This is a genomic window from Burkholderia sp. 572 (assembly GCF_040545135.1).
Classification (GTDB): Bacteria; Pseudomonadota; Gammaproteobacteria; order Burkholderiales; family Burkholderiaceae; genus Burkholderia; species Burkholderia cepacia.
Window position 1 is genome coordinate 11,954 of the sequence record NZ_JBEPLH010000010.1, and the last position, 19,633, is coordinate 31,586.

Consider the following 19,633-nt stretch of genomic DNA (forward strand, 5'->3'; position numbering starts at 1 on the left):
CCTTGTCTGGCGCGCTCGCGCGTCGCCGTCATGCCGCGTCGGCCTGCGCGAAATCGGGCAGTGCCGCGATGCGCGCAAGATGATGATCGGTGTCGCCGAGTGTCGTCTCGATGATCGTCAGCCGCTTGAACAGGTGCGCAGCGGCGACCTCGTTGGTCACGCCCATGCCGCCGTGCAGTTGAACGGCCTGCTGGCCGACGAAACGCGCGGCGGCGCCGACACGCGCTTTCGCGGCCGACACCGCCTTGCGCCGCGCGTCGGCATCGCTACTCGCGTAGCGCACGGCTGCCAGGTAGGTCAGCGAACGTGCCTGCTCGGCATGGATCAGCATGTCGACCATCCGGTGCTGCAGTGCCTGGAAACGCGCGATCGGCATGCCGAACTGTTCGCGCGTCTTCGTGTATTCGACCGTGGCGCGGTTCAGTTCGTCGAGCGCGCCGACCGCCTCCGCGCACAGCAGGAACGTCGCGTAATCGGCAACTTGCTCGAGGGCGGCGGCGTCGCGCGCCCCGCCCGTCAGCAGTCGCGCCGGCGTTTCATTGAAACCGATCGTCGCGGCACGCTGGCCGTCGATCGTCCGGTAGTCGGCCACCTTCGCATTCGCGGCATCCCGTTCGACGACGAACAGGCCGATGCCGCCGTCGTCGACGCGCGCAGGCACGATCCACGCATGCGCCTGCGCGCCATGCTGAACGACCGACTTCGTGCCCGTCAGGCGGTACGTGCCGCCCTGCTCGCGCGCATGCGTATCGAGTTCGAACAGGTCGTAGCGCGCATGCGGCTCGTGGAAAGCAACCGCCACACGTTTCTGCCCCTGCGCGACCGCCTCCAGCAGCGCGGCATCCTCACCGGCGCCGGAGCCGGCGATGCGCAAGGCCTCGACACCCACCGCCGTTGCCCAGTACGGCTCGATCACGAGCGCACGGCCGAGTTCCTGCATCACGACCAGCATGTCGACCGGGCCGCCGCCGAAACCGCCCTGTGCGTCCGGCACGGGCAGCGCGGTCAACCCCAGCTCGGCGAACGCACTCCATTGCGTGTTCGACACGCCCGCGTCGCTGCGCACGATGGCCTGGCGCGCTTCGAAGCCGTATTGCTCGCCGAGATACCGGCGCAGCGCGTCGGCGAACTGCTGCTGCTCATCGGTAAAGCTGAAATCCATGGTTGTCTCCGTTCCCTGATCACAGCCCCAGAATCATCTGCGCGATGATGTTCTTCTGGATCTCGTTCGAACCGCCGTAGATCGACGTCTTCCGGTAGTTGAAGTAGTACGCGGCCAGCGGCGCCGCGTCGTCGTCGCCGGCGATGCTGTGCTCGCGCTGGCCGTCGAGGAACGGAACGTCGAACGGTGCGGCGAGCGGGCCGATCGCGTCGACCATCAGTTCGGTGAGCGCCTGCTGCACTTCCGTGCCCTTGATCTTCAGCATGGACGCCTCGGGGCCCGGCCCCTTCCCGCTCGTCTCGCGGCTGACGACGCGCAGCACCGTCACCTCGAGCGCCATCAGTTCGACCTCGAGCGCCGCGACCTTGGCGGCGAACACGGGATCGGCAAGCAACGGCTTGCCGTTCTTGCGCTGGTTCGACGCCACGCGCTTCAGGAACGCGAGCTCGCGCTTCGACGCGCCGACGCGCGCGATGCCGGTGCGCTCATGGCCAAGCAGGTATTTCGCGTAGGTCCAGCCGCGATTCTCGTCGCCGACGAGATTCTCGACCGGCACCTTCACATCCTCGAAGAACACCTCGTTGACCTCGTGGTCCTCGTCGAGCATGACGATCGGCCGCACCGTGATGCCGGGCGTCTTCATGTCGATCAGCAGGAACGAGATGCCCTCCTGCTTCTTCGCGGCCGGATCGGTGCGCACGAGGCAGAACATCATGTCGGCGTACTGGCCGAGCGTCGTCCAGGTCTTCTGGCCGTTGACGACGTAGTGATCGCCTTGGCGCTCGGCGCGCGTACGCAACGAGGCGAGGTCGGATCCCGACCCCGGCTCCGAATAGCCCTGGCACCACCAGTCCGAGCCGTCGAGAATCCGCGGCAGATAATGACGCTTCTGCGCTTCGCTGCCGTATTTCATCAACACCGGCGCGACCATCGATACGCCGAACGGCAGCACGGTCGGTGCACCGATCCGCGCGCACTCCTCGTCCCAGATGTGCCGTTGCGTCGCGTTCCAGCCCGGCCCGCCGTATTCAACCGGCCAGGCGGGCGCGGACCAGCCGCGCTGGCCGAGAATCCGGTGCCAGCTCGCGAAATCCTCGCGGTCGAGTCGTTTGTGATCGAGTACTTTGGCGCGCAGTGCGTGAGGCAGGTTGGCCTCGAGCCAGGCGCGAACGTCGACGCGGAACGCGTCGTCGGCGGGGGAATAATCCAGATCCATGCGCAGTGTCTCCTGTCGACCGGAGGTAGTGCTTCAACACTTACTCAGGTCCCATGCAGACGCAGGCCGCGGCCGTCCAGCCCGGCAAGGACCCACTGCATACGTCATTGCAGCGGTTCTTTCAGCGCGGCAGGAATCGGCAGCGGCATCACGTCGATGCCTTCTTCGGCCAAGGATTGCGCATCTTCGGGCGTCGTGACACCGCGAATGCTGCGTGCCGGCGCCTCGTTGTAATGGATGCGCCGCGCTTCCTCGGCGAAGCGCTCGCCCACATTCTCGGTTTTCTCCAGCACCTCGCGCAGTGCACGCATCACCTGCGCCTGCATTGCGCGCGGATCGGCCGGCTGTGCCTGCGTCGCACCCGACAGATTCAGGCGCGGCGCCGACGGCAGACGGTTGACCTCGGTCGTTCCGCACACCGGGCATTCGACCAGCTTGCGGGACAACTGCGCTTCGAATTCATCGGCGGAAGCGAACCAGCCTTCGAACCGATGACCGTGCGGGCACTGCAAATCGAGGACCTTCATGCTGAATCAGGGCGTGTGGCGAGTGTAGCGCAAAAAGCGGTTTTGTGAACGACCGTGCTAATTACCGATCGCGCGACGTGGAGGCGTCGCGTCACCGGATTGTAACGCGGCGCCCCACCCGCCGCTGACGCCGCACTCAGGGCGTCAGGACCGGCCCGAGCGGCCACGTACCGGACAGCACCTTGTCGAGCCACATCGTACCGATGATCGTCTTCACGTCGGAAATCTGGCCCGTGCGCACCCATTCCTGCAAATCGGCCTGCGTCGCGGTGAAGGTCTCGAGGAATTCGCCCTCATCGAGCTTGCGCTCGCCGGCCGTCAGCCCGCGCGCCAGGTACAGGTCGATGAATTCGGTCGAGTAGGAAATGATCGGATGAATGCGGGTCAGGAACACGTACTCGCGTGCGGTGTAACCCGTTTCCTCGCGCAGTTCGCGCACCGCGCAGGCGAGCGCGCCTTCGTTCGGGTCGAGTTTGCCGGCCGGGAATTCGGCCATCACCTTGCCGATCGGGTAGCGAAACTGGTTTTCCATCAGCACGCGGCCGTCGTCGAACAGCGGGATCACCATCACCGCGCCCGGATGCTGGACGTATTCGCGCGTGGCCTTCTTGCCATCCGGCAGGCGGACGATATCGCGCTTGAGCTTGAGGAACGCGCCGTCGAAAATCGCCTCGCTCTCGAGGCAGGTTTCGGTCAGTGCGGCGTCGTGATTGGGTAGTTCGGCCATCGGCGGCTCCGGAAATGAGCGCGACGGCCGAAGCCGTCAGCGTCGTTTGACGAGATACTGGAACGTGAAGCCGGGAAACGCGAACACGACGAAAAGACTGAACGTGATCGCGTAGAACTGCCAGCCCTGTTCGAAGCGGTTGCCGGCGCGCGACTCGAGCCAGAAGCCGAGCGCGCCAACGATGAAGTACAGCACGATCAGCTCGCCGATCCGCACCCACCCGCCCTTCTTCGTCGCGCCGAACGGCACGACGGCGAAGAGGCGTTGGTTCAGGAACGGCAGGTTGGCGCAGACGAACGCCAACAGCACGATAAACCAGCCGGCTGCCGACATTACAGCGGCAGCGTGTGGCGAATTGCCTGCAGGCAGGCCGTCAGCAGCGGGCTCGGGATCAGGCCGAGCACGACGACCGCCAGGCCGTTCAGCACGAGGATCGTGCGCTTGCAGAAATCACCCGTGATCGGCGTTGCATCCTGCGGTGCATCGAAGTACATCAGCTTCACGATGCGCAGGTAGTAGAACGCGCCGAACAGCGACGTGATCACGGCCAGCACGGCCAGCCACGTGAGGCCCGCGTTGACGGTCGCCTCGAGCACGGCGAGCTTCGCGTAGAAGCCGACGGTCGGCGGGATGCCTGCCAGCGAGAACATCATGACCATCATCACGAACGCGAACACCGGGCTGCGCTTGTTGAGGCCCTTGAAGTCGTCGATCGTGTCGGCTTCGAAATCGCGGCGTGCGAGCAGCATCACCACGCCGAACGAGCCGAGTGTCGTGATCAGGTAGACGATCGCGTAGAACATCGCCGAGCTGTATGCATTCGCCGGCGCCGACGCGTCGCCCTTCACGATGCCTGCGAGCAGGCCGAGCAGCACGAAGCCCATGTTCGAGATCGCCGAGTACGCGAGCATCCGCTTGATGTTGCGCTGGACGATACCGGTGATGTTGCCGACGATCAGCGACAGCGCGGCGAGGATCACGAGCGCGGTCTGCCAGTTCTGCGCGAGCGGCAGCAGGCCCATCACCAGGAAGCGCAGGCCCCACGCGAACGCGGCAACCTTCGGGCCGCCGCCGACGAACAGCGTCATCGCGGTCGGTGCGCCCTGGTAGACGTCCGGCACCCACATGTGGAACGGCACGGCGCCGAGCTTGAACGCGATACCGGCGACGATGAAGACCACGCCGAACATCAGCACGGCTGCGTCGGTGTTGCCGCCGACCGCCTTGTACACCTCGCCCAGCTCGAGCGAGCCGGTCGCGCCGTACAGCATCGAGATGCCGTACAGCACGAAGCCCGATGCGAGCGCGCCCAGCACGTAGTACTTCATCGCGGCTTCGCTCGACTGCGCGGCGTCGCGGCGCAGTGCGATGACTGCGTACAGCGACAGCGACATCAGTTCGAGACCGAGGTACAGCGTCAGGAAGTTGTTGCCCGACACCATGACCAGTTGGCCGAGCAGCGAGAACATGCCGAGCAGGAACACGTCGCCGCGGAACATGTCGCGATCCTCGAGGTACTTGCGCGAATAGACGAGCGAGACCGCGAAACCGAACGACACGACGGCCTTCATCGTGCTCGCGAACGAGTCGACGACGACCATCTTCGAAAAGAAGTAGTACTGCTGCGGGTCGAGTGCCTGCACCGCGAACCACACGCCGGCGACGACCGACGAAACAACCGCGATCAGGTAAGTCAGGCGGCGGCCGGAAGCACCGGTAAAGGTGTCGTTCAGCCATGCGACGACGATGGCGGCCATCACCAGCGCGTCAGGCAACAGGACATTCATAGGAGCGTTCATGATCTTGATTTCCTCCGCTCGCGATTACTGCGCCAGCGGCAGCTTGGACTGCGCGACATGGGAGAGGAGGTTTTCCACGGAAACGTGCATCACGTCGGTGAAAGGCTTCGGATACAGGCCCATCAGCAGCGTGAACGCGGCGAGCACGGCCAGCATCAGGAATTCGCGACGGCCGATGTCCTTCAGCTTGGCAACGTGGTCGTTCGCCACCGCGCCGAAGTACACGCGCTTGTACATCCACAGCGTGTAAGCAGCGCCGAGGATCAGCGTGAACGCCGCGCCGAATGCGATCCAGAAGTTGTACTGGACGGCCGCGAGAATCACCATGAACTCGCCGACGAAACCCGACGTGCCCGGCAGGCCGCAGTTGGCCATCGAGAACAGCATCGCGAAGGCCGCGAACTTCGGCATCACGTTGACGACGCCACCGTAATCGGCGATCTGGCGCGAGTGCACGCGGTCGTACAGCACGCCGATGCAGAGGAACATCGCGCCCGACACGAAGCCGTGCGAGATCATCTGGATGATCGCGCCTTCGACGCCGAGCTGGTTGAAGATGAAGAAGCCGAGCGTGACGAAGCCCATGTGCGCGATCGACGAATACGCGACCAGCTTCTTCATGTCGGCCTGCACCATCGCGACGAGGCCGATGTAGATCACCGCGATCAGCGACAGCGTGATCACGACGGGGGCCAGGAAGTGGCTCGCGTCAGGCGTGATCGGCAGCGAGAAGCGCAGGAAACCGTACGCGCCGAGCTTCAGCATGATCGCGGCCAGCACGACCGAGCCGCCCGTCGGCGCTTCCACGTGCGCGTCCGGCAGCCACGTGTGCACCGGCCACATCGGCACCTTCACCGCGAACGCGAGGAAGAACGCGACGAACAGCAGGATCTGCGGCGTCATCGCGATCTTGGCGTTCTGCCACGTCGCGAGGTCGAACGAATGCGTTTCCGTGTACAGGTAGATCAGCGCGACCAGCATCAGCAGCGAGCCGGCCAGCGTGTACAGGAAGAACTTGAATGCCGCATACACGCGGTTCGGGCCGCCCCACACGCCGATGATGATGTACATCGGGATCAGGGTCGCTTCGAAGAACACGTAGAACAGCAGGCCGTCGGCCGCCGAGAAGACGCCGATCATGATCCCGGACAGGATCAGGAACGCCGCGAGGTACTGCGCGACGTTCTCGGTGATGACTTCCCATGCGGCGATCACGACGATCACCGTGATCAGCGCGGTCAGCACGACGAACCACATCGAGATGCCGTCGACGCCGAGGTGATACGCGATGTCAAAGCGCTCGATCCAGGTCGACTTCTCGACGAACTGCAGCGCAGCCGTGCTCGAATCGAAGCCCGTGATCAGCGGGATCGTGACCGCGAGGCCGAGCAGCGAACCGATCAGCGCGATCCAGCGGGCCGTCCCCGGATTTTTGTCATTACCCACCGCAAGCACGAGGAGGCCGAAAACGATCGGCAGCCAGATCGCGGTACTGAGAATCGGAAAAGCGTGCATTAAGTTGTCCCCCGCCTTATTTGCCGCCGAGCGTTACAAACAGGGTCAGGAGCCCCAGCATGCCGATGATCATGGCGAACGCGTAGTGATAGATGTAACCGGATTGGAGGAAGCGGATCACGCTGGCGAACCAGCCGATGAACCGGGCGCTGCCGTTGACGAGGCCGTCGATCACGACGACGTCACCTTCCTTCCACAGGCCGCGGCCGATCGCCACCGAACCACGGGCGAACACCACTTCGTTGATCTTGTCCATGTAGTACTTGTTGTCCAGCAGCGTGTAGATCGGGCCGAACGCGCGGCGGATCGACGCCGGCAGATCCGGACGCTTCAGGTACAGGAACCAGGCGACAACGACACCGGCGAGCGCGAGCCAGACCGGCAGACCCGACACCGAGTGCAGGCCCATGCCCACCCAGCCGTGGAACTCCTCGGCCATCTCGGCCAGCGCCGGGTGGTTTTCGCCGATGAAGATCACCTTGTCGAATGCAACGCCGTGCTGGAAGAAGTCGCCGAACAGCATCGGGCCGACCGCGATCGCACCGATGATCACCGACGGGATCGCCAGCAGGACCAGCGGCACCCACACGACCCACGGGGTCTCGTGCGGCTCGTGCGCGTGGTCGTCATGACCATGGCCATGACCGTGGTCGTCGTGGCCGTGCGCGGCCGCCATGCCCATCGGCGATTCCGGATGCTTCGGCTTGCGGAAGCGCTCTTCACCGTGGAACACCAGGAAATACATGCGGAACGAGTACAGCGCCGTGACGAACACGCTCGCGACGACCGCAAAGTACGCGAAGCCCGAACCCGGCAGGTGCGAAAGCTTCACCGCGTCGATGATCGAGTCCTTCGAGTAGAAGCCCGAGAAGAACGGCGTACCGATCAGCGCGAGCGAACCGATGAGCGACGTGATCCACGTGATCGGCATGTACTTGCGCAGGCCGCCCATGTTGCGGATGTCCTGGTCGTGGTGCATGCCCATGATGACCGAGCCGGCGCCGAGGAACAGCAGCGCCTTGAAGAACGCGTGCGTCATCAGGTGGAACAGCGCGACCGGGTACGCGGACACGCCCAGCGCGACCGTCATGTAGCCGAGCTGCGACAGCGTCGAATAGGCGACCACCCGCTTGATGTCGTTCTGGATGATCCCGAGGAAGCCCATGAACAGCGCCGTGATCGCGCCGATCACCGTGACGAACGACAGCGCGGTATCCGACAGCTCGAACAGCGGCGACATGCGCGACACCATGAAGATGCCGGCCGTCACCATCGTCGCCGCGTGAATCAGCGCCGAGATCGGGGTCGGGCCTTCCATCGAGTCCGGCAGCCACACGTGCAGCGGGAACTGTGCCGACTTACCCATCGCGCCGATGAACAGGCAGATACAGGCCACGGTCAGCAGGCCCCAGTCGGTGCCCGGGAAGTGCAGGCTCGCGAGTTCCGCGCGCTTCGCGAACACTTCGCCGTAGTTCATCGAGCCGGCGAATGCGAGCAGCAGGCCGATGCCGAGCAGGAAGCCGAAGTCGCCCACGCGGTTCACGAGGAACGCCTTCATGTTCGCGTAGATCGCGCTCTCACGCGTGAAGTAGAAGCCGATCAGCAGGTACGACACCAGACCCACCGCTTCCCAGCCGAAGAACAGCTGCAGGAAGTTGTTGCTCATCACGAGCATCAGCATCGAGAACGTGAACAGCGAGATGTACGAGAAGAAGCGCTGGTAGCCGTCTTCTTCCGCCATGTAGCCGATCGTGTACACGTGCACCATCAGCGAGACGAAGGTCACGACGACCATCATCATCGCGGTCAGCGAATCGACGAGGAAGCCGACTTCGAGCTTCAGCGAGCCGACGTTCATCCATTCGTAGACGGTCGCGTTGAAGCTTGCGCCGCCCATCACGTCGAAGAAGACTTTCGCCGACAGGAGGAACGCGATCATTACGCCGAGGATCGTGATCCGGTGTGCGCCCTTGCGCCCGACTGCGTTCCCGAACAGCCCCGCAATCAGCGAGCCGGCCAGCGGAGCGAGCGGAATCGCCAGCAGCAGGTTTTCATTGAGTGTCGTTGACATAACAGCGTTGCCTGAAATTAACCTTTGAGCTGATCGAGATCCTCGACATTGATCGTGTCGAGCTTACGGAACAGGGTCACCAGAATCGCGAGGCCGATCGCGGCTTCCGCTGCGGCGACCGTCAGCACGAAGAACACGAAGATCTGGCCGTGCACATCGCCGAGGTAGTGCGAGAACGCGACGAAGTTGGTATTCACCGCCAGCAGCATCAGTTCGATCGACATCAGGATGATGATGACGTTGCGGCGGTTCAGGAAGATCCCGACGATCGCGATCGCAAAGAGGATCGCGCCGAGCACGAGGTAATGAGCAAGAGTCAGCATGGTTTTCCTTTCCTCCGCTTAGCCGTTGGTGCCCGAACCGGCTTCGCTCTGCGCCGTTTCCGGCTGCGGCTTGTCCGCTTCCATCTTCACGAGGCGCACACGGTCGTTGCGGCGCACCTTGACCTGATCCGACACGCGCTGGCGCTTGCTGTCCTTGCCCTTGCGCTCGGTCAGCCCGATCGCGGCGATGATCGCGACCAGCAGCACGAGGCCGGCGATTTCAAACGCGAAGATGTAGTCGGTGTAGATCACCTTGCCGATCAGTCGCGTGTTCGACCAGTTGGCCATTTCGCCCGTCGCCATCGCGTGCACCGTCTGCGTGTCGCCGTAACCGCGCCACAGGATCAGCGCGGTTTCGATCACGATGATCGCGCCGACCACGGTCGCCATCGGGACGAATCGCTTGAAGTCGCGGCGCAGGTAGTCGATGTTGATGTCCAGCATCATCACGACGAACAGGAACAGCACCATCACGGCGCCCACGTAGACCAGCACCAGCAGGATCGCGAGGAACTCCGCTTCCAGCAGCATCCAGATCGCGGCGGCGTTGAAGAACGCCAGCACAAGGAAAAGCGCAGACGCCACCGGGTTGCGCGAAGTGATCACCTTCAGCCCTGATACCACCAGGAGCAGCGCGAAGATGTAGAACAGTACGGTCGTGAATTCCATGATTACCGGTTCATCGTTAGGCCATAGTCAGGCGCGGCTTGCGGGACGCCCGCACCCGTCGCGGCGGCTCGGCCCAGGCTTCGGGCCGGCACTGCAAACACAATCAACGATACGGCGCGTCGGCAGCCTTCGCCGCGGCGATGTCCTTCTCGTAGCGATCGCCCACCGCGAGCAGCATTTCCTTCGTGAAATACAGATCGCCGCGCTTTTCGCCGTGGTACTCGAGAATCTGCGTCTCGACGATCGAATCGACCGGGCAGCTCTCTTCGCAGAAACCGCAGAAGATGCACTTCGTCAGGTCGATGTCGTAGCGCGTCGTGCGGCGCGTGTTGTCCGCGCGCGTTTCCGATTCGATCGTGATCGCCATCGCGGGGCACACGGCCTCGCAGAGCTTGCACGCGATGCAGCGCTCTTCGCCGTTTTCATAGCGGCGCAGCGCATGCAGCCCGCGGAACCGCGGCGAAATCGGGGTCTTCTCTTCCGGGAACTGCACGGTGAACTTGCGCTTGAACGTGTAACGACCGGTCAGCGCGAGCCCCTTCAGCAGCTCGGTCAGGAAGAAAGTCTTAAAGAAGTGTTGGATAGCCGTCATGATTTCGTCCTTACTTCACCCAGATGTTCAGCGGCGACATCATCCAGCAGCCGACCACGACCACCCAGATCACCGTGACGGGCAGGAACACCTTCCAGCCCAGACGCATGATCTGGTCGTAACGGTAGCGCGGGAACGTCGCGCGGACCCAGATGAACACCGACAGCAGTGCGAAGACCTTCAGCACCAGCCAGAAGATGCCCGGGATGAACGACAGGAATTCGAACGGTGCGTCCCAGCCACCGAGGAACAGCGTCGCAGCCAGCGCCGAGATCACGATCATGTTGATGTACTCGGCGAGGAAGAACAGCGCGAACGCCATGCCCGAGTAATCGATCATGTGACCGGCAACGATTTCCGACTCCCCTTCCACCACGTCGAACGGGTGGCGGTTCGTTTCGGCGATGCCCGAAATGAAGTAGACGACGAACGCCGGCAGCAGCGGCAGCCAGTTCCACGACAGGAAGTTCACGCCGTGGCCGGCGAAGAAACCGTGCTGTTGCGAACCCACGATTTCCGACAGGTTCAGGCTGCCGGCCGTCATCAGCACCAGCACCAGCGCGAAGCCCATCGAGATTTCGTACGACACCATCTGTGCCGCGGCGCGCATCGCGCCGAGGAACGCGTACTTCGAGTTCGACGCCCAGCCCGCGAGAATCACCGCATACACGCCGATCGACGAGATCGCCATCGCGTACAGCAGGCCCGCGTTCACGTTCGCGAGGACCGCTTCGGCCTGGAACGGGATCACGGCCCACACGGCGAACGCCGGCACGACGGTCATCACCGGCGCGATCAGGTACAGCCAGCGGCTGGCGGCGCTCGGCTGAATGACTTCCTTCAGCAGCAGCTTCAGCACGTCGGCGATCGGCTGCAGCAGGCCGCCGGGGCCGACGCGGTTCGGGCCGAGACGCACGTGCATCCAGCCGATCAGCTTGCGTTCCCACAGAATCAGGTACGCGACGCACAGCAGGATGACGACGGAGACGACGAGGATGCGCACGACGGCCCACACCGTCGGCCATGCGAAGCCGAGAAGCTGGGACCCGCCCGCGTTGATCGTATCGAACAAGCTCATTTACGCCTTCTCCACCACCAGTTCACCGGACAGGCTGCCGAGCGCTGCGCCGGCAGGCGTTGCCGCCGACACGCGAACGACCGTCTCCGCAAGATTCGCGTCGCGCACGGCCGGCAACTGCACCGCACGCTCGCCCTGGCGCACGCGCACCGCGTCGCCTTCCTTCAAGCCCAGCTTGTCGAACAGCGCGGCCGGCAGGGCTGCGGCATTCGCCGCCTTCGCGGCGGCCGTCAGGTGCAGCGCACCTGCGCGGCGCACGAGCGCGTCGGCGTGATAGATCGGCACATCGGCCAGACGCTCGAAGCCGCCGTTCGCGACATTCGCGGCGGCGCGCACCGGCGCGACCGACGTCTGGTTCGACAGGCGGCCCGCGACGCCGGCGTCGCCGAGCGCAGCGAGACGCACTTCTTCCGCGGTCTCGTATTCGAAGTTCGGCAGGCCGAGCAGGCTGCCGAGCACGCGCAGCACCTTCCAGCCCGGACGCGTGTCGCCGAGCGGGCGCACGACGCCGTTGAAGCTCTGCACGGTGCCTTCCGCATTCACGTACGTGCCGGCCGTTTCCGTGAACGGCGCGACCGGCAGCAGCACGTCGGCGTAGTCGAGGCCGTGCTTGAACGGCGACATCACGACGACCATTTCCGCCTGGTTCAGCGCGGCCAGCGCCTGTGCCGGATCAGCGGTGTCGAATTCCGGCTCGACGTTCAGCAGCACGTAGCCCTTGCGCGGCTGCGCGAACGCTTCACGTGCGTTCAAGCCGCCTTCGCCCGGCAGTGCGCCGACGACGTGCGCGCCGACCGTGTTCGCCGCTTCCGTCAGGAAGCCGAACGTGGCGCCGGTGTTGTCGGCGATCCACTTGGCGACGGCGTGCAGCTTCGCGAATTCCGGATGGCGGACCGCGACGTTGCCGAGCAGCACCGCACGGCGTTCGCCGTTCGCGAGCGACTGGGCGACAGCCTGCGCGGCCGGCGATGCGGTGACGCCAGCCAGCGCGTCGGGCAGCGCGACGCCGCGCAGTTGCGCGACCGCGGCAGCGATGCCGGCCAGCTGGTCGAGCCATGCCGACGGCGCGGCAACGATGCGCTGTGCGGTCGGGATCAGTGCATCGTCACTGGTCGCGTGCAGGAAGTGCAGCTTCGCGCCGTTCTTCGCGGCCTGACGCAGGCGGGCGGCAAACAGCGGGTGGTCGCGGCGCAGGAACGAACCGACAACGAACGCGGCATCCACGTTCGACAGGTCGGCGATCGGCATGCCGAGCCACGGTGCGCCCTGGACCGGCGCCGAGAAATCCTGCTGACGCAGACGGAAATCGACGTTCGGCGTCTTCAGTTCGTTGGCGAGCTGCTTCACGAGGAACAGCTCTTCGGCGGTGCTGTGCGCGCTCGCGAGCATCGCCAGCGCGTTCGCGCCGTGATCCGCGGCGATGCCCTTCAGGCCCTTCGCGACGTATTCGAGGGCGGTCTGCCAGTCGGTTTCGATCCACTGGCCGCCCTGCTTCAGCATCGGCTTCGTCAGGCGCTCTTCGCTGTTGAGGCCTTCATACGAGAAGCGGTCCTTGTCCGAGATCCAGCATTCGTTGATCGCTTCGTTCTCGAACGGCAGCACGCGCATCACGCGGTTGTTCTTCACCTGCACGACAAGGTTCGCGCCGACGGAATCGTGCGGGCTCACCGACTTGCGGCGCGACAGTTCCCACGTACGGGCGCTGTAGCGGAACGGCTTGCTGGTCAGCGCGCCGACCGGGCACAGGTCGATCATGTTGCCCGACATTTCGGAATCGACCGTCTTGCCGACGAACGTCGTGATTTCCGAGTGCTCGCCGCGGCCCAGCATGCCGAACTCCATCACGCCGGCGATTTCCTGGCCGAAGCGGACGCAGCGCGTGCAGTGGATGCAGCGCGACATCTCTTCCATCGAGATCAGCGGGCCCACGTTCTTGTGGAACACCACGCGCTTTTCTTCCGAGTAACGCGACGACGACTTGCCGTAGCCGACCGCCAGATCCTGCAGCTGGCATTCGCCGCCCTGATCGCAGATCGGGCAGTCGAGCGGGTGGTTGATGAGGAGGAATTCCATCACCGACTGCTGCGCCTTCACGGCCTTGTCGGATTGCGTATGGACGATCATGCCGGCCGACACGGGAGTCGCGCAGGCAGGCACGGCCTTCGGCATCTTCTCGACTTCGACGAGACACATCCGGCAGTTGGCCGCAACCGACAGTTTCTTGTGATAGCAGAAGTGAGGAATGTACGTATCCGCCTTGTGCGCAGCCTGGATCACCATGCTGCCTTCGGGCACCTCGACCTTCTTGCCGTCTATTTCAAGTTCAACCATGATGGTGAATGGTCCTTAACCTATTTCCGCCCGTTCGCGCCTTCGCCCGACCGTGCGCTCAAATTCCGCAACCGGGTTCGCTTCAGGCCGCCGCCGCGTGCGCGTGGCCGCCGACCATGCAGTGCTTGTGCTCGACGTGGTACGCGAATTCGTCCCAGTAGTGCTTGAGCATCCCGCGTACCGGCATCGCCGCCGCATCGCCGAGTGCACAGATCGTGCGGCCCATGATGTTCTCGGCCACCGAGTTCAGCAGGTCCAGATCTTCCTGGCGCCCTTCGCCGTGCTCGATACGGTTCACGACGCGATACAGCCAGCCGGTGCCTTCACGGCACGGCGTGCACTGGCCGCACGATTCCTCGTAGTAGAAGTACGACAGGCGCAGCAGCGAGCGCACCATGCAGCGCGTCTCGTCCATCACGATCACCGCGCCGGAACCGAGCATCGAGCCCGCCTTCGCGATCGAATCGTAGTCGAGATCCGTCTGCATCATGATGTCGCCCGGGATCACCGGTGCCGACGACCCGCCCGGAATCACGGCCTTGATCTTCTTGCCGCCGCGCATCCCGCCGGCGAGCTCCATCAGCGTCGCGAACGGCGTGCCGAGCGGCACTTCGTAGTTGCCCGGACGCTCGACGTCGCCCGACACCGAGAAAATCTTCGTGCCGCCGTTGTTCGGCTTGCCGATCTCGAGGTAATTCTGCGGCCCGATGGACAGCAGGAACGGCACCGCGGCGAACGTCTCGGTGTTGTTGATCGTGGTCGGCTTGCCGTACACGCCGAAGCTCGCCGGGAACGGCGGCTTGAAGCGCGGCTGGCCCTTCTTGCCTTCGAGCGATTCGAGCAGCGCCGTTTCCTCGCCGCAGATGTACGCGCCGTAACCGTGGTGCGCGTGCAGCTGGAACGAGAATTCCGAGCCCATGATGTTGTCGCCGAGGAAACCCGCTGCACGCGCTTCATCGAGCGCGGCCTCGAAGCGTCGATACACTTCGAAGATTTCGCCGTGGATGTAGTTGTAGCCGACGGTAATGCCCATCGCGTACGCGCCGATGGCCATGCCTTCGATCAGCGCGTGCGGGTTCCAGCGCAGGATGTCGCGATCCTTGAACGTACCCGGCTCGCCTTCGTCCGAGTTGCAGACGAGGTACTTCTGCCCCGGGAACTGGCGCGGCATGAAGCTCCACTTCAGGCCGGTCGGAAAACCCGCACCGCCGCGGCCGCGCAGGCCCGACGCCTTGACGTCGGCGATCACCTGCTCGGGCGGAATCTTTTCTTCGAGAATGCGGCGCAGCTGCTTGTAGCCGCCGCGCGCGACGTAATCTTCGAGATGCCAGTTCTCGCCGTTCAGACCAGCGAGGATCAGCGGTTTGATGTGACGGTCGTGGAGGGACGTCATTTCGAGAGCTCCTCAAGCAGCTGGTCGATCTTCTCGCGGCTCATGAAGCTGCACATTCTGTGATTGTTCACCAGCAGCACCGGCGCATCGCCGCACGAGCCCATGCATTCGCCTTCCTTCAGCGTGAACTTGCCGTCAGGCGTGGTTTCGCCGAAGCCTATGCCCAGCTTCTGTTTCAGGTAGTCGGCAGTCGCTTCCGCGCCGCCGTGCGGGCCAAGCTGGCACGGCAGGTTCGTACAGAGCGTGATCTTGTGCTTGCCGACCGGGTTGAGCTCGTACATCGTGTAGAACGTCGCGACTTCCTGCACGGCAACGGCCGGCATGCCGAGATAGTCCGCAACGAACTGCATCAGTTCGGGCGACAGCCAGCCGTGCTCTTCCTGAGCAACGGCCAACGCCGACATCACGGCGGACTGTTTCTGATCGGCGGGATACTTCGTCAACGCTCGATCGATTTCCTTCAGGCCTTCAGCTGAGATCATTTTCAGACACGACTCTTTCAATTCCTACCGAACGAACAACCTGCCGCACACTGGGGTGCATGGACGGCAGACCTGGCGCTCACTCTGTTGACAGCTTGCGAAGCCGCGCCGGTTCAGCGCATGCAGCATGTGACTTCGCGTGTGACTTACCGCTCGCCGCCCGCGACAAACGGGCGGCGCAACCATTAGCGATCGATTTCGCCGAACACGATGTCCTGCGTACCGATGATCGTGACGGCGTCGGCGATCATGTGACCGCGCGCCATTTCGTCGAGCGACGCCAGGTGCGCGAAACCCGGTGCGCGAATCTTGAGGCGATACGGCTTGTTGGCGCCGTCCGACACGAGGTAGATGCCGAACTCACCCTTCGGATGCTCGACCGCCGCGTACGCTTCGCCTTCCGGCACATGGAAACCTTCGGTGAAGAGCTTGAAGTGGTGAATCAAGTCTTCCATGTTGGTCTTCATGCCGACGCGCGACGGCGGTGCAACCTTGTGATTGTCGGTCATCACCGGGCCCGGATTCTTGCGGAGCCACTCAATACACTGTTTCGCGATACGGATCGACTGGCGCATTTCTTCGACGCGAACCAGGTAGCGGTCGTAGCAATCGCCATTCACGCCGACCGGCACGTCGAAATCCATGCGATCGTACACTTCGTACGGCTGCTTCTTGCGCAGGTCCCAGGCGATGCCCGAGCCGCGCAGCATCGGGCCCGTCAGGCCCATCTGCAGCGCACGTTCCGGGCTGACCACGCCAATCCCGACCAGACGCTGCTTCCAGATCCGGTTGTCGGTGAGCAGCGTTTCGTATTCGTCGACGCACTTCGGGAAGCGCGTGAAGAAGTCGTCGATGAAGTCGAGCACCGAGCCGCTGCGCGCTTCGTTCATCTTCGCGAGCGCCTTCTCGTTGCGAATCTTCGACGCCTTGTATTGCGGCATTGCGTCAGGCAGGTCGCGGTAGACGCCGCCCGGACGGTAGTACGCCGCGTGCATCCGGGCACCGGACACCGCTTCGTACACGTCCATCAGGTCTTCGCGTTCGCGGAATGCGTACAGGAACACCGCCATCGCGCCGACGTCGAGTGCGTGCGCGCCGATCCACATCAGGTGGTTCAGCACGCGCGTGATCTCGTCGAACAGCACGCGGATGTACTGGGCGCGCTCAGGCACTTCGATGCCGAGCAGCTTTTCGATCGCGAGCACGTAGCCGTGCTCATTGACCATCATCGACACATAGTCGAGACGGTCCATGTACGGCACGGACTGGATGAAAGTTTTGGATTCCGCGAGCTTTTCCGTCGCGCGGTGCAGCAGGCCGATGTGCGGATCGGCACGCTGAATGACTTCGCCGTCGAGCTCGAGCACGAGGCGCAGCACGCCGTGCGCTGCCGGGTGCTGCGGGCCGAAGTTGAGCGTGTAGTTCTTGATTTCTGCCATGACGCCCCCTTAATGTTTCAGACCGCCATAGCGATCCTCGCGGATCACGCGCGGCGTGATTTCGCGCGGCTCGATCGTCACCGGCTGGTACACGACCCGCTTCTCTTCCGGGTCGTAACGCATTTCGACGTAACCCGACACCGGGAAGTCCTTGCGGAACGGGTGGCCGATGAAGCCGTAGTCGGTGAGGATGCGGCGCAGGTCGGGGTGGCCTTCGAACACGATACCGTACAGGTCGAACGCTTCGCGCTCGTACCAGTTCGCGGAAGTCCAGATGTCGACCAGCGATGCCACGATCGGCAGGTCGTCGTCCGGCGCGAATGCGCGCAGGCGCAGACGCCAGTTGTTCGTGACCGACAGCAGGTGCGACACGGCCGCGAAACGCGGGCCGTCGTAGGCGCCGTCGCCGAAGGTCTGGTAGTCGACGCCGCACAGGTCGATCAGCTGCTCGAAACGGAGCTTCGGATCGTCACGCAGCGTCTTTGCGACTTCGAGGTAATCACTCGCCTTCACGACGAGCGTCAGTTCACCGATCGCTTCGGTGAGGCTCACCACGCGCGCGCCGAGCGCGGCTTCGAGGTTTGCCTTGAGGGTCTCGATTTTGCTTGCCATATTGAGGGGACGCTCGGGGCTTTATTGACGGGCGATGGTATTGGTGCGGCGGATCTTCGCCTGAAGCTGGATCACGCCGTAGACCAGCGCCTCGGCCGTGGGCGGACAGCCCGGCACGTAGACGTCGACCGGTACGATCCGGTCGCAGCCGCGAACCACCGAGTACGAGTAGTGGTAGTAGCCACCGCCGTTCGCGCACGATCCCATCGAGATCACCCAGCGCGGCTCGGCCATCTGGTCGTACACGCGGCGCAGCGCGGGCGCCATCTTGTTGCAGAGCGTGCCGGCGACGATCATCACGTCCGACTGGCGCGGGCTCGGGCGGAACACGACGCCGAACCGGTCCAGGTCGTAACGGGCCGCGCCCGCATGCATCATTTCGACGGCGCAACACGCGAGCCCGAACGTCATCGGCCACAGCGAGCCGGTACGCGTCCAGTTGATCAGCTTGTCAGCCGTCGTGGTGACAAACCCTTCCTTCAAGACCCCTTCGATACTCATTTGCTTTCCACTCCAGACGAGCGACCGAGCGTGGCCGCCCATGCAAACCGGCGATTAACCCATCACTCCCAGTCGAGGCCGCCTTTCTTCCAGATATAGGCAAAGCCCAGCAGGAATTCGAGCAGAAAAATCATCATTGCGATGAAACCCGGCCAGCCGATATCCCGGAGCGCGACGCCCCACGGAAACAGGAATGCGGTTTCGAGATCGAAGATGATGAACAGGATGGCGACGAGGTAGTACCGGACGTCGAATTTCATCCGGGCGTCTTCAAAGGCTTCGAAGCCGCACTCGTATGGTGCGTTCTTCTCGACGTCCGGCTTGTTGGGACCAAGAAGCTTGCCGATGCTGACCAGCGCTATACCTAAACCAGTGCCCACGAGGAGGAACAACAAGACGGGGTAATAGGCTGCGAGGTTCAAGGCAATCCTCTATCGGTTGGTTCTGAGCGTCCGGAGAATACCACTTCCGGCGGAAGGAATCATTTCGGAGTGCACGCGATCGCAAGACAACCGCAAGCACACCCCAGAAATGAAAAATGCCAGCCACTAGAAGCGGCTGGCATTGAGTAACTTTGGTGCCGACGGCGAGACTCGAACTCGCACAGCTTTCGCCACTACCCCCTCAAGATAGCGTGTCTACCAATTTCACCACGTCGGCACTGCATGCAACCGGGGTTGTAACTACTTGTTTCCCGCGAATCGCTTCAAGAATTAAATTCTAACCCGAGTCCCGGAATTGTTCAACGCACAATCGCAAAAATTTTAACTTTTTATTTCGGGACATCCTGGCCCGGCGCGCTCGCAGCCGAACCCGCAACGGCGGCGGATGCCGCGACTACCGGCGCCGATGCTGCAGGTGCCGATGCCGGTGCGGTCGCTGCCGTGCCGAGCACACCGGCCGACGGCGTCGACTTGTACGAACCGAGATACGTCAGCGCCAGCGTTGCGACGAAGAAGATCGTCGCGAGAATGCCCGTCGTACGCGACAGGAAGTTTGCCGACCCCGTGGCACCGAACAGGCTGCCCGACGCGCCGCTGCCAAACGCAGCACCCATGTCGGCACCCTTGCCGTGCTGCAGCAGCACGAGACCAATCACACCGAGTGCAGACAGCACCTGCACCACAATAATCAGCGTCTTGAATAACAGCATCACACCCACCCGATTGGATCGGGCGACCGGAACGACCGGCCGC

General features: G+C 63.5%; 20 protein-coding genes and 1 tRNA gene. All 21 read right to left on the minus strand.

Features of this window, described 5'->3' with window-relative positions; translation table 11 throughout:
• Positions 1 to 28 precede the first annotated feature (28 nt).
• The 21 genes from ABIC51_RS19720 to secG all read right to left on the minus strand — a co-directional run bounded on the left by ABIC51_RS19720 (position 29) and on the right by secG (position 19,590).
• Positions 29 to 1,162 carry an acyl-CoA dehydrogenase family protein gene (locus ABIC51_RS19720; RefSeq protein WP_175898299.1) on the minus strand — a complete coding sequence of 378 codons (1,134 nt, stop codon included), beginning with the start codon at positions 1,160 to 1,162 and terminating at the stop codon, positions 29 to 31.
• Positions 1,163 to 1,181: 19 nt separating this feature from the next.
• Positions 1,182 to 2,378, minus strand: a complete 1,197-nt coding sequence (locus ABIC51_RS19725; RefSeq protein WP_060086026.1) for an acyl-CoA dehydrogenase family protein — start codon at positions 2,376 to 2,378, stop codon at positions 1,182 to 1,184.
• A 104-nt stretch (positions 2,379 to 2,482) separates the two neighbouring features.
• Positions 2,483 to 2,905 carry a DUF1178 family protein gene (locus tag ABIC51_RS19730; RefSeq protein WP_048020504.1) on the minus strand — a complete coding sequence of 141 codons (423 nt, stop codon included), beginning with the start codon at positions 2,903 to 2,905 and terminating at the stop codon, positions 2,483 to 2,485.
• A 136-nt stretch (positions 2,906 to 3,041) separates the two neighbouring features.
• Positions 3,042 to 3,632, minus strand: coding sequence for an NUDIX domain-containing protein (locus ABIC51_RS19735; protein ID WP_059697917.1), 591 nt, complete (start codon positions 3,630 to 3,632; stop codon positions 3,042 to 3,044).
• Positions 3,633 to 3,668: 36 nt separating this feature from the next.
• Positions 3,669 to 3,965 carry a DUF2818 family protein gene (locus tag ABIC51_RS19740; RefSeq protein WP_021162819.1) on the minus strand — a complete coding sequence of 99 codons (297 nt, stop codon included), beginning with the start codon at positions 3,963 to 3,965 and terminating at the stop codon, positions 3,669 to 3,671.
• Positions 3,965 to 5,419, minus strand: coding sequence for an NADH-quinone oxidoreductase subunit NuoN (gene nuoN, locus ABIC51_RS19745; RefSeq protein WP_027786870.1), 1,455 nt, complete (start codon positions 5,417 to 5,419; stop codon positions 3,965 to 3,967). The genes ABIC51_RS19740 and nuoN overlap by 1 nt, the downstream gene beginning before the upstream one ends.
• A 36-nt stretch (positions 5,420 to 5,455) precedes the next feature.
• Positions 5,456 to 6,946 (minus strand): NADH-quinone oxidoreductase subunit M, encoded by a 1,491-nt coding sequence (locus tag ABIC51_RS19750; RefSeq protein ID WP_175898297.1) that lies wholly within the window; start codon positions 6,944 to 6,946, stop codon positions 5,456 to 5,458.
• A gap of 16 nt (positions 6,947 to 6,962) precedes the next feature.
• Complete coding sequence (gene nuoL, locus ABIC51_RS19755; protein ID WP_021162816.1) at positions 6,963 to 9,017, minus strand: NADH-quinone oxidoreductase subunit L; 2,055 nt, start codon at positions 9,015 to 9,017, stop codon at positions 6,963 to 6,965.
• Between the two features lie 17 nt (positions 9,018 to 9,034).
• The gene (gene nuoK, locus ABIC51_RS19760; protein WP_006478272.1) at positions 9,035 to 9,340 is read right to left on the minus strand and encodes an NADH-quinone oxidoreductase subunit NuoK; all 306 of its coding nucleotides are present in this window, start codon (positions 9,338 to 9,340) and stop codon (positions 9,035 to 9,037) included.
• Between the two features lie 18 nt (positions 9,341 to 9,358).
• Positions 9,359 to 10,009 carry an NADH-quinone oxidoreductase subunit J gene (locus ABIC51_RS19765; RefSeq protein ID WP_021162815.1) on the minus strand — a complete coding sequence of 217 codons (651 nt, stop codon included), beginning with the start codon at positions 10,007 to 10,009 and terminating at the stop codon, positions 9,359 to 9,361.
• A gap of 103 nt (positions 10,010 to 10,112) precedes the next feature.
• Complete coding sequence (gene nuoI, locus ABIC51_RS19770) at positions 10,113 to 10,601, minus strand: NADH-quinone oxidoreductase subunit NuoI (RefSeq protein ID WP_009691265.1); 489 nt, start codon at positions 10,599 to 10,601, stop codon at positions 10,113 to 10,115.
• Between the two features lie 10 nt (positions 10,602 to 10,611).
• Positions 10,612 to 11,679, minus strand: a complete 1,068-nt coding sequence (gene nuoH, locus ABIC51_RS19775) for an NADH-quinone oxidoreductase subunit NuoH (RefSeq protein WP_027786869.1) — start codon at positions 11,677 to 11,679, stop codon at positions 10,612 to 10,614.
• On the minus strand, positions 11,680 to 14,010 hold the full coding sequence (gene nuoG / locus ABIC51_RS19780; protein WP_175898295.1) for an NADH-quinone oxidoreductase subunit NuoG: 2,331 nt from the start codon (positions 14,008 to 14,010) through the stop codon (positions 11,680 to 11,682).
• Between the two features lie 82 nt (positions 14,011 to 14,092).
• Positions 14,093 to 15,403 (minus strand): NADH-quinone oxidoreductase subunit NuoF, encoded by a 1,311-nt coding sequence (gene nuoF, locus ABIC51_RS19785; RefSeq protein ID WP_006478267.1) that lies wholly within the window; start codon positions 15,401 to 15,403, stop codon positions 14,093 to 14,095.
• Positions 15,400 to 15,885 (minus strand): NADH-quinone oxidoreductase subunit NuoE, encoded by a 486-nt coding sequence (gene nuoE, locus ABIC51_RS19790; protein WP_006756903.1) that lies wholly within the window; start codon positions 15,883 to 15,885, stop codon positions 15,400 to 15,402. The genes nuoF and nuoE overlap by 4 nt, the downstream gene beginning before the upstream one ends.
• 185 nt (positions 15,886 to 16,070) lie before the next feature.
• Complete coding sequence (locus tag ABIC51_RS19795; protein WP_006478265.1) at positions 16,071 to 17,324, minus strand: NADH-quinone oxidoreductase subunit D; 1,254 nt, start codon at positions 17,322 to 17,324, stop codon at positions 16,071 to 16,073.
• 9 nt (positions 17,325 to 17,333) lie between these two features.
• Positions 17,334 to 17,936 carry an NADH-quinone oxidoreductase subunit C gene (locus tag ABIC51_RS19800; RefSeq protein ID WP_006478264.1) on the minus strand — a complete coding sequence of 201 codons (603 nt, stop codon included), beginning with the start codon at positions 17,934 to 17,936 and terminating at the stop codon, positions 17,334 to 17,336.
• A gap of 21 nt (positions 17,937 to 17,957) precedes the next feature.
• On the minus strand, positions 17,958 to 18,437 hold the full coding sequence (locus ABIC51_RS19805) for a NuoB/complex I 20 kDa subunit family protein (RefSeq protein WP_006398799.1): 480 nt from the start codon (positions 18,435 to 18,437) through the stop codon (positions 17,958 to 17,960).
• Between the two features lie 62 nt (positions 18,438 to 18,499).
• On the minus strand, positions 18,500 to 18,859 hold the full coding sequence (locus ABIC51_RS19810) for an NADH-quinone oxidoreductase subunit A (protein ID WP_006398798.1): 360 nt from the start codon (positions 18,857 to 18,859) through the stop codon (positions 18,500 to 18,502).
• A 153-nt stretch (positions 18,860 to 19,012) separates the two neighbouring features.
• Positions 19,013 to 19,097, minus strand: a tRNA-Leu gene (locus tag ABIC51_RS19815).
• A gap of 112 nt (positions 19,098 to 19,209) precedes the next feature.
• Positions 19,210 to 19,590, minus strand: coding sequence for a preprotein translocase subunit SecG (gene secG / locus ABIC51_RS19820; RefSeq protein WP_027786867.1), 381 nt, complete (start codon positions 19,588 to 19,590; stop codon positions 19,210 to 19,212).
• Between the last annotated feature and the right edge of the window lie 43 nt (positions 19,591 to 19,633).

Excerpts from the sequence above, each read along its gene's own strand:
- nuoH (WP_027786869.1), bottom strand. The coding sequence starts at position 11,679 with ATGAGCTTGTTCGATACGATCAACGCGGGCGGGTCCCAGCTTCTCGGC.
- nuoK (WP_006478272.1), bottom strand. The coding sequence starts at position 9,340 with ATGCTGACTCTTGCTCATTACCTCGTGCTCGGCGCGATCCTCTTTGCG.
- ABIC51_RS19765 (WP_021162815.1), bottom strand. The coding sequence starts at position 10,009 with ATGGAATTCACGACCGTACTGTTCTACATCTTCGCGCTGCTCCTGGTG.
- nuoG (WP_175898295.1), bottom strand. The coding sequence starts at position 14,010 with ATGGTTGAACTTGAAATAGACGGCAAGAAGGTCGAGGTGCCCGAAGGC.
- ABIC51_RS19800 (WP_006478264.1), bottom strand. The coding sequence starts at position 17,936 with ATGGCAAGCAAAATCGAGACCCTCAAGGCAAACCTCGAAGCCGCGCTC.
- ABIC51_RS19750 (WP_175898297.1), bottom strand. The coding sequence starts at position 6,946 with ATGCACGCTTTTCCGATTCTCAGTACCGCGATCTGGCTGCCGATCGTT.
- ABIC51_RS19805 (WP_006398799.1), bottom strand. The coding sequence starts at position 18,437 with ATGAGTATCGAAGGGGTCTTGAAGGAAGGGTTTGTCACCACGACGGCT.
- ABIC51_RS19795 (WP_006478265.1), bottom strand. The coding sequence starts at position 17,324 with ATGGCAGAAATCAAGAACTACACGCTCAACTTCGGCCCGCAGCACCCG.
- nuoI (WP_009691265.1), bottom strand. The coding sequence starts at position 10,601 with ATGACGGCTATCCAACACTTCTTTAAGACTTTCTTCCTGACCGAGCTG.
- nuoE (WP_006756903.1), bottom strand. The coding sequence starts at position 15,885 with ATGATCTCAGCTGAAGGCCTGAAGGAAATCGATCGAGCGTTGACGAAG.
- ABIC51_RS19735 (WP_059697917.1), bottom strand. The coding sequence starts at position 3,632 with ATGGCCGAACTACCCAATCACGACGCCGCACTGACCGAAACCTGCCTC.
- nuoL (WP_021162816.1), bottom strand. The coding sequence starts at position 9,017 with ATGTCAACGACACTCAATGAAAACCTGCTGCTGGCGATTCCGCTCGCT.
- ABIC51_RS19730 (WP_048020504.1), bottom strand. The coding sequence starts at position 2,905 with ATGAAGGTCCTCGATTTGCAGTGCCCGCACGGTCATCGGTTCGAAGGC.
- secG (WP_027786867.1), bottom strand. The coding sequence starts at position 19,590 with ATGCTGTTATTCAAGACGCTGATTATTGTGGTGCAGGTGCTGTCTGCA.
- ABIC51_RS19720 (WP_175898299.1), bottom strand. The coding sequence starts at position 1,162 with ATGGATTTCAGCTTTACCGATGAGCAGCAGCAGTTCGCCGACGCGCTG.
- nuoN (WP_027786870.1), bottom strand. The coding sequence starts at position 5,419 with ATGAATGTCCTGTTGCCTGACGCGCTGGTGATGGCCGCCATCGTCGTC.
- ABIC51_RS19725 (WP_060086026.1), bottom strand. The coding sequence starts at position 2,378 with ATGGATCTGGATTATTCCCCCGCCGACGACGCGTTCCGCGTCGACGTT.
- ABIC51_RS19740 (WP_021162819.1), bottom strand. The coding sequence starts at position 3,965 with ATGTCGGCAGCCGGCTGGTTTATCGTGCTGTTGGCGTTCGTCTGCGCC.
- nuoF (WP_006478267.1), bottom strand. The coding sequence starts at position 15,403 with ATGACGTCCCTCCACGACCGTCACATCAAACCGCTGATCCTCGCTGGT.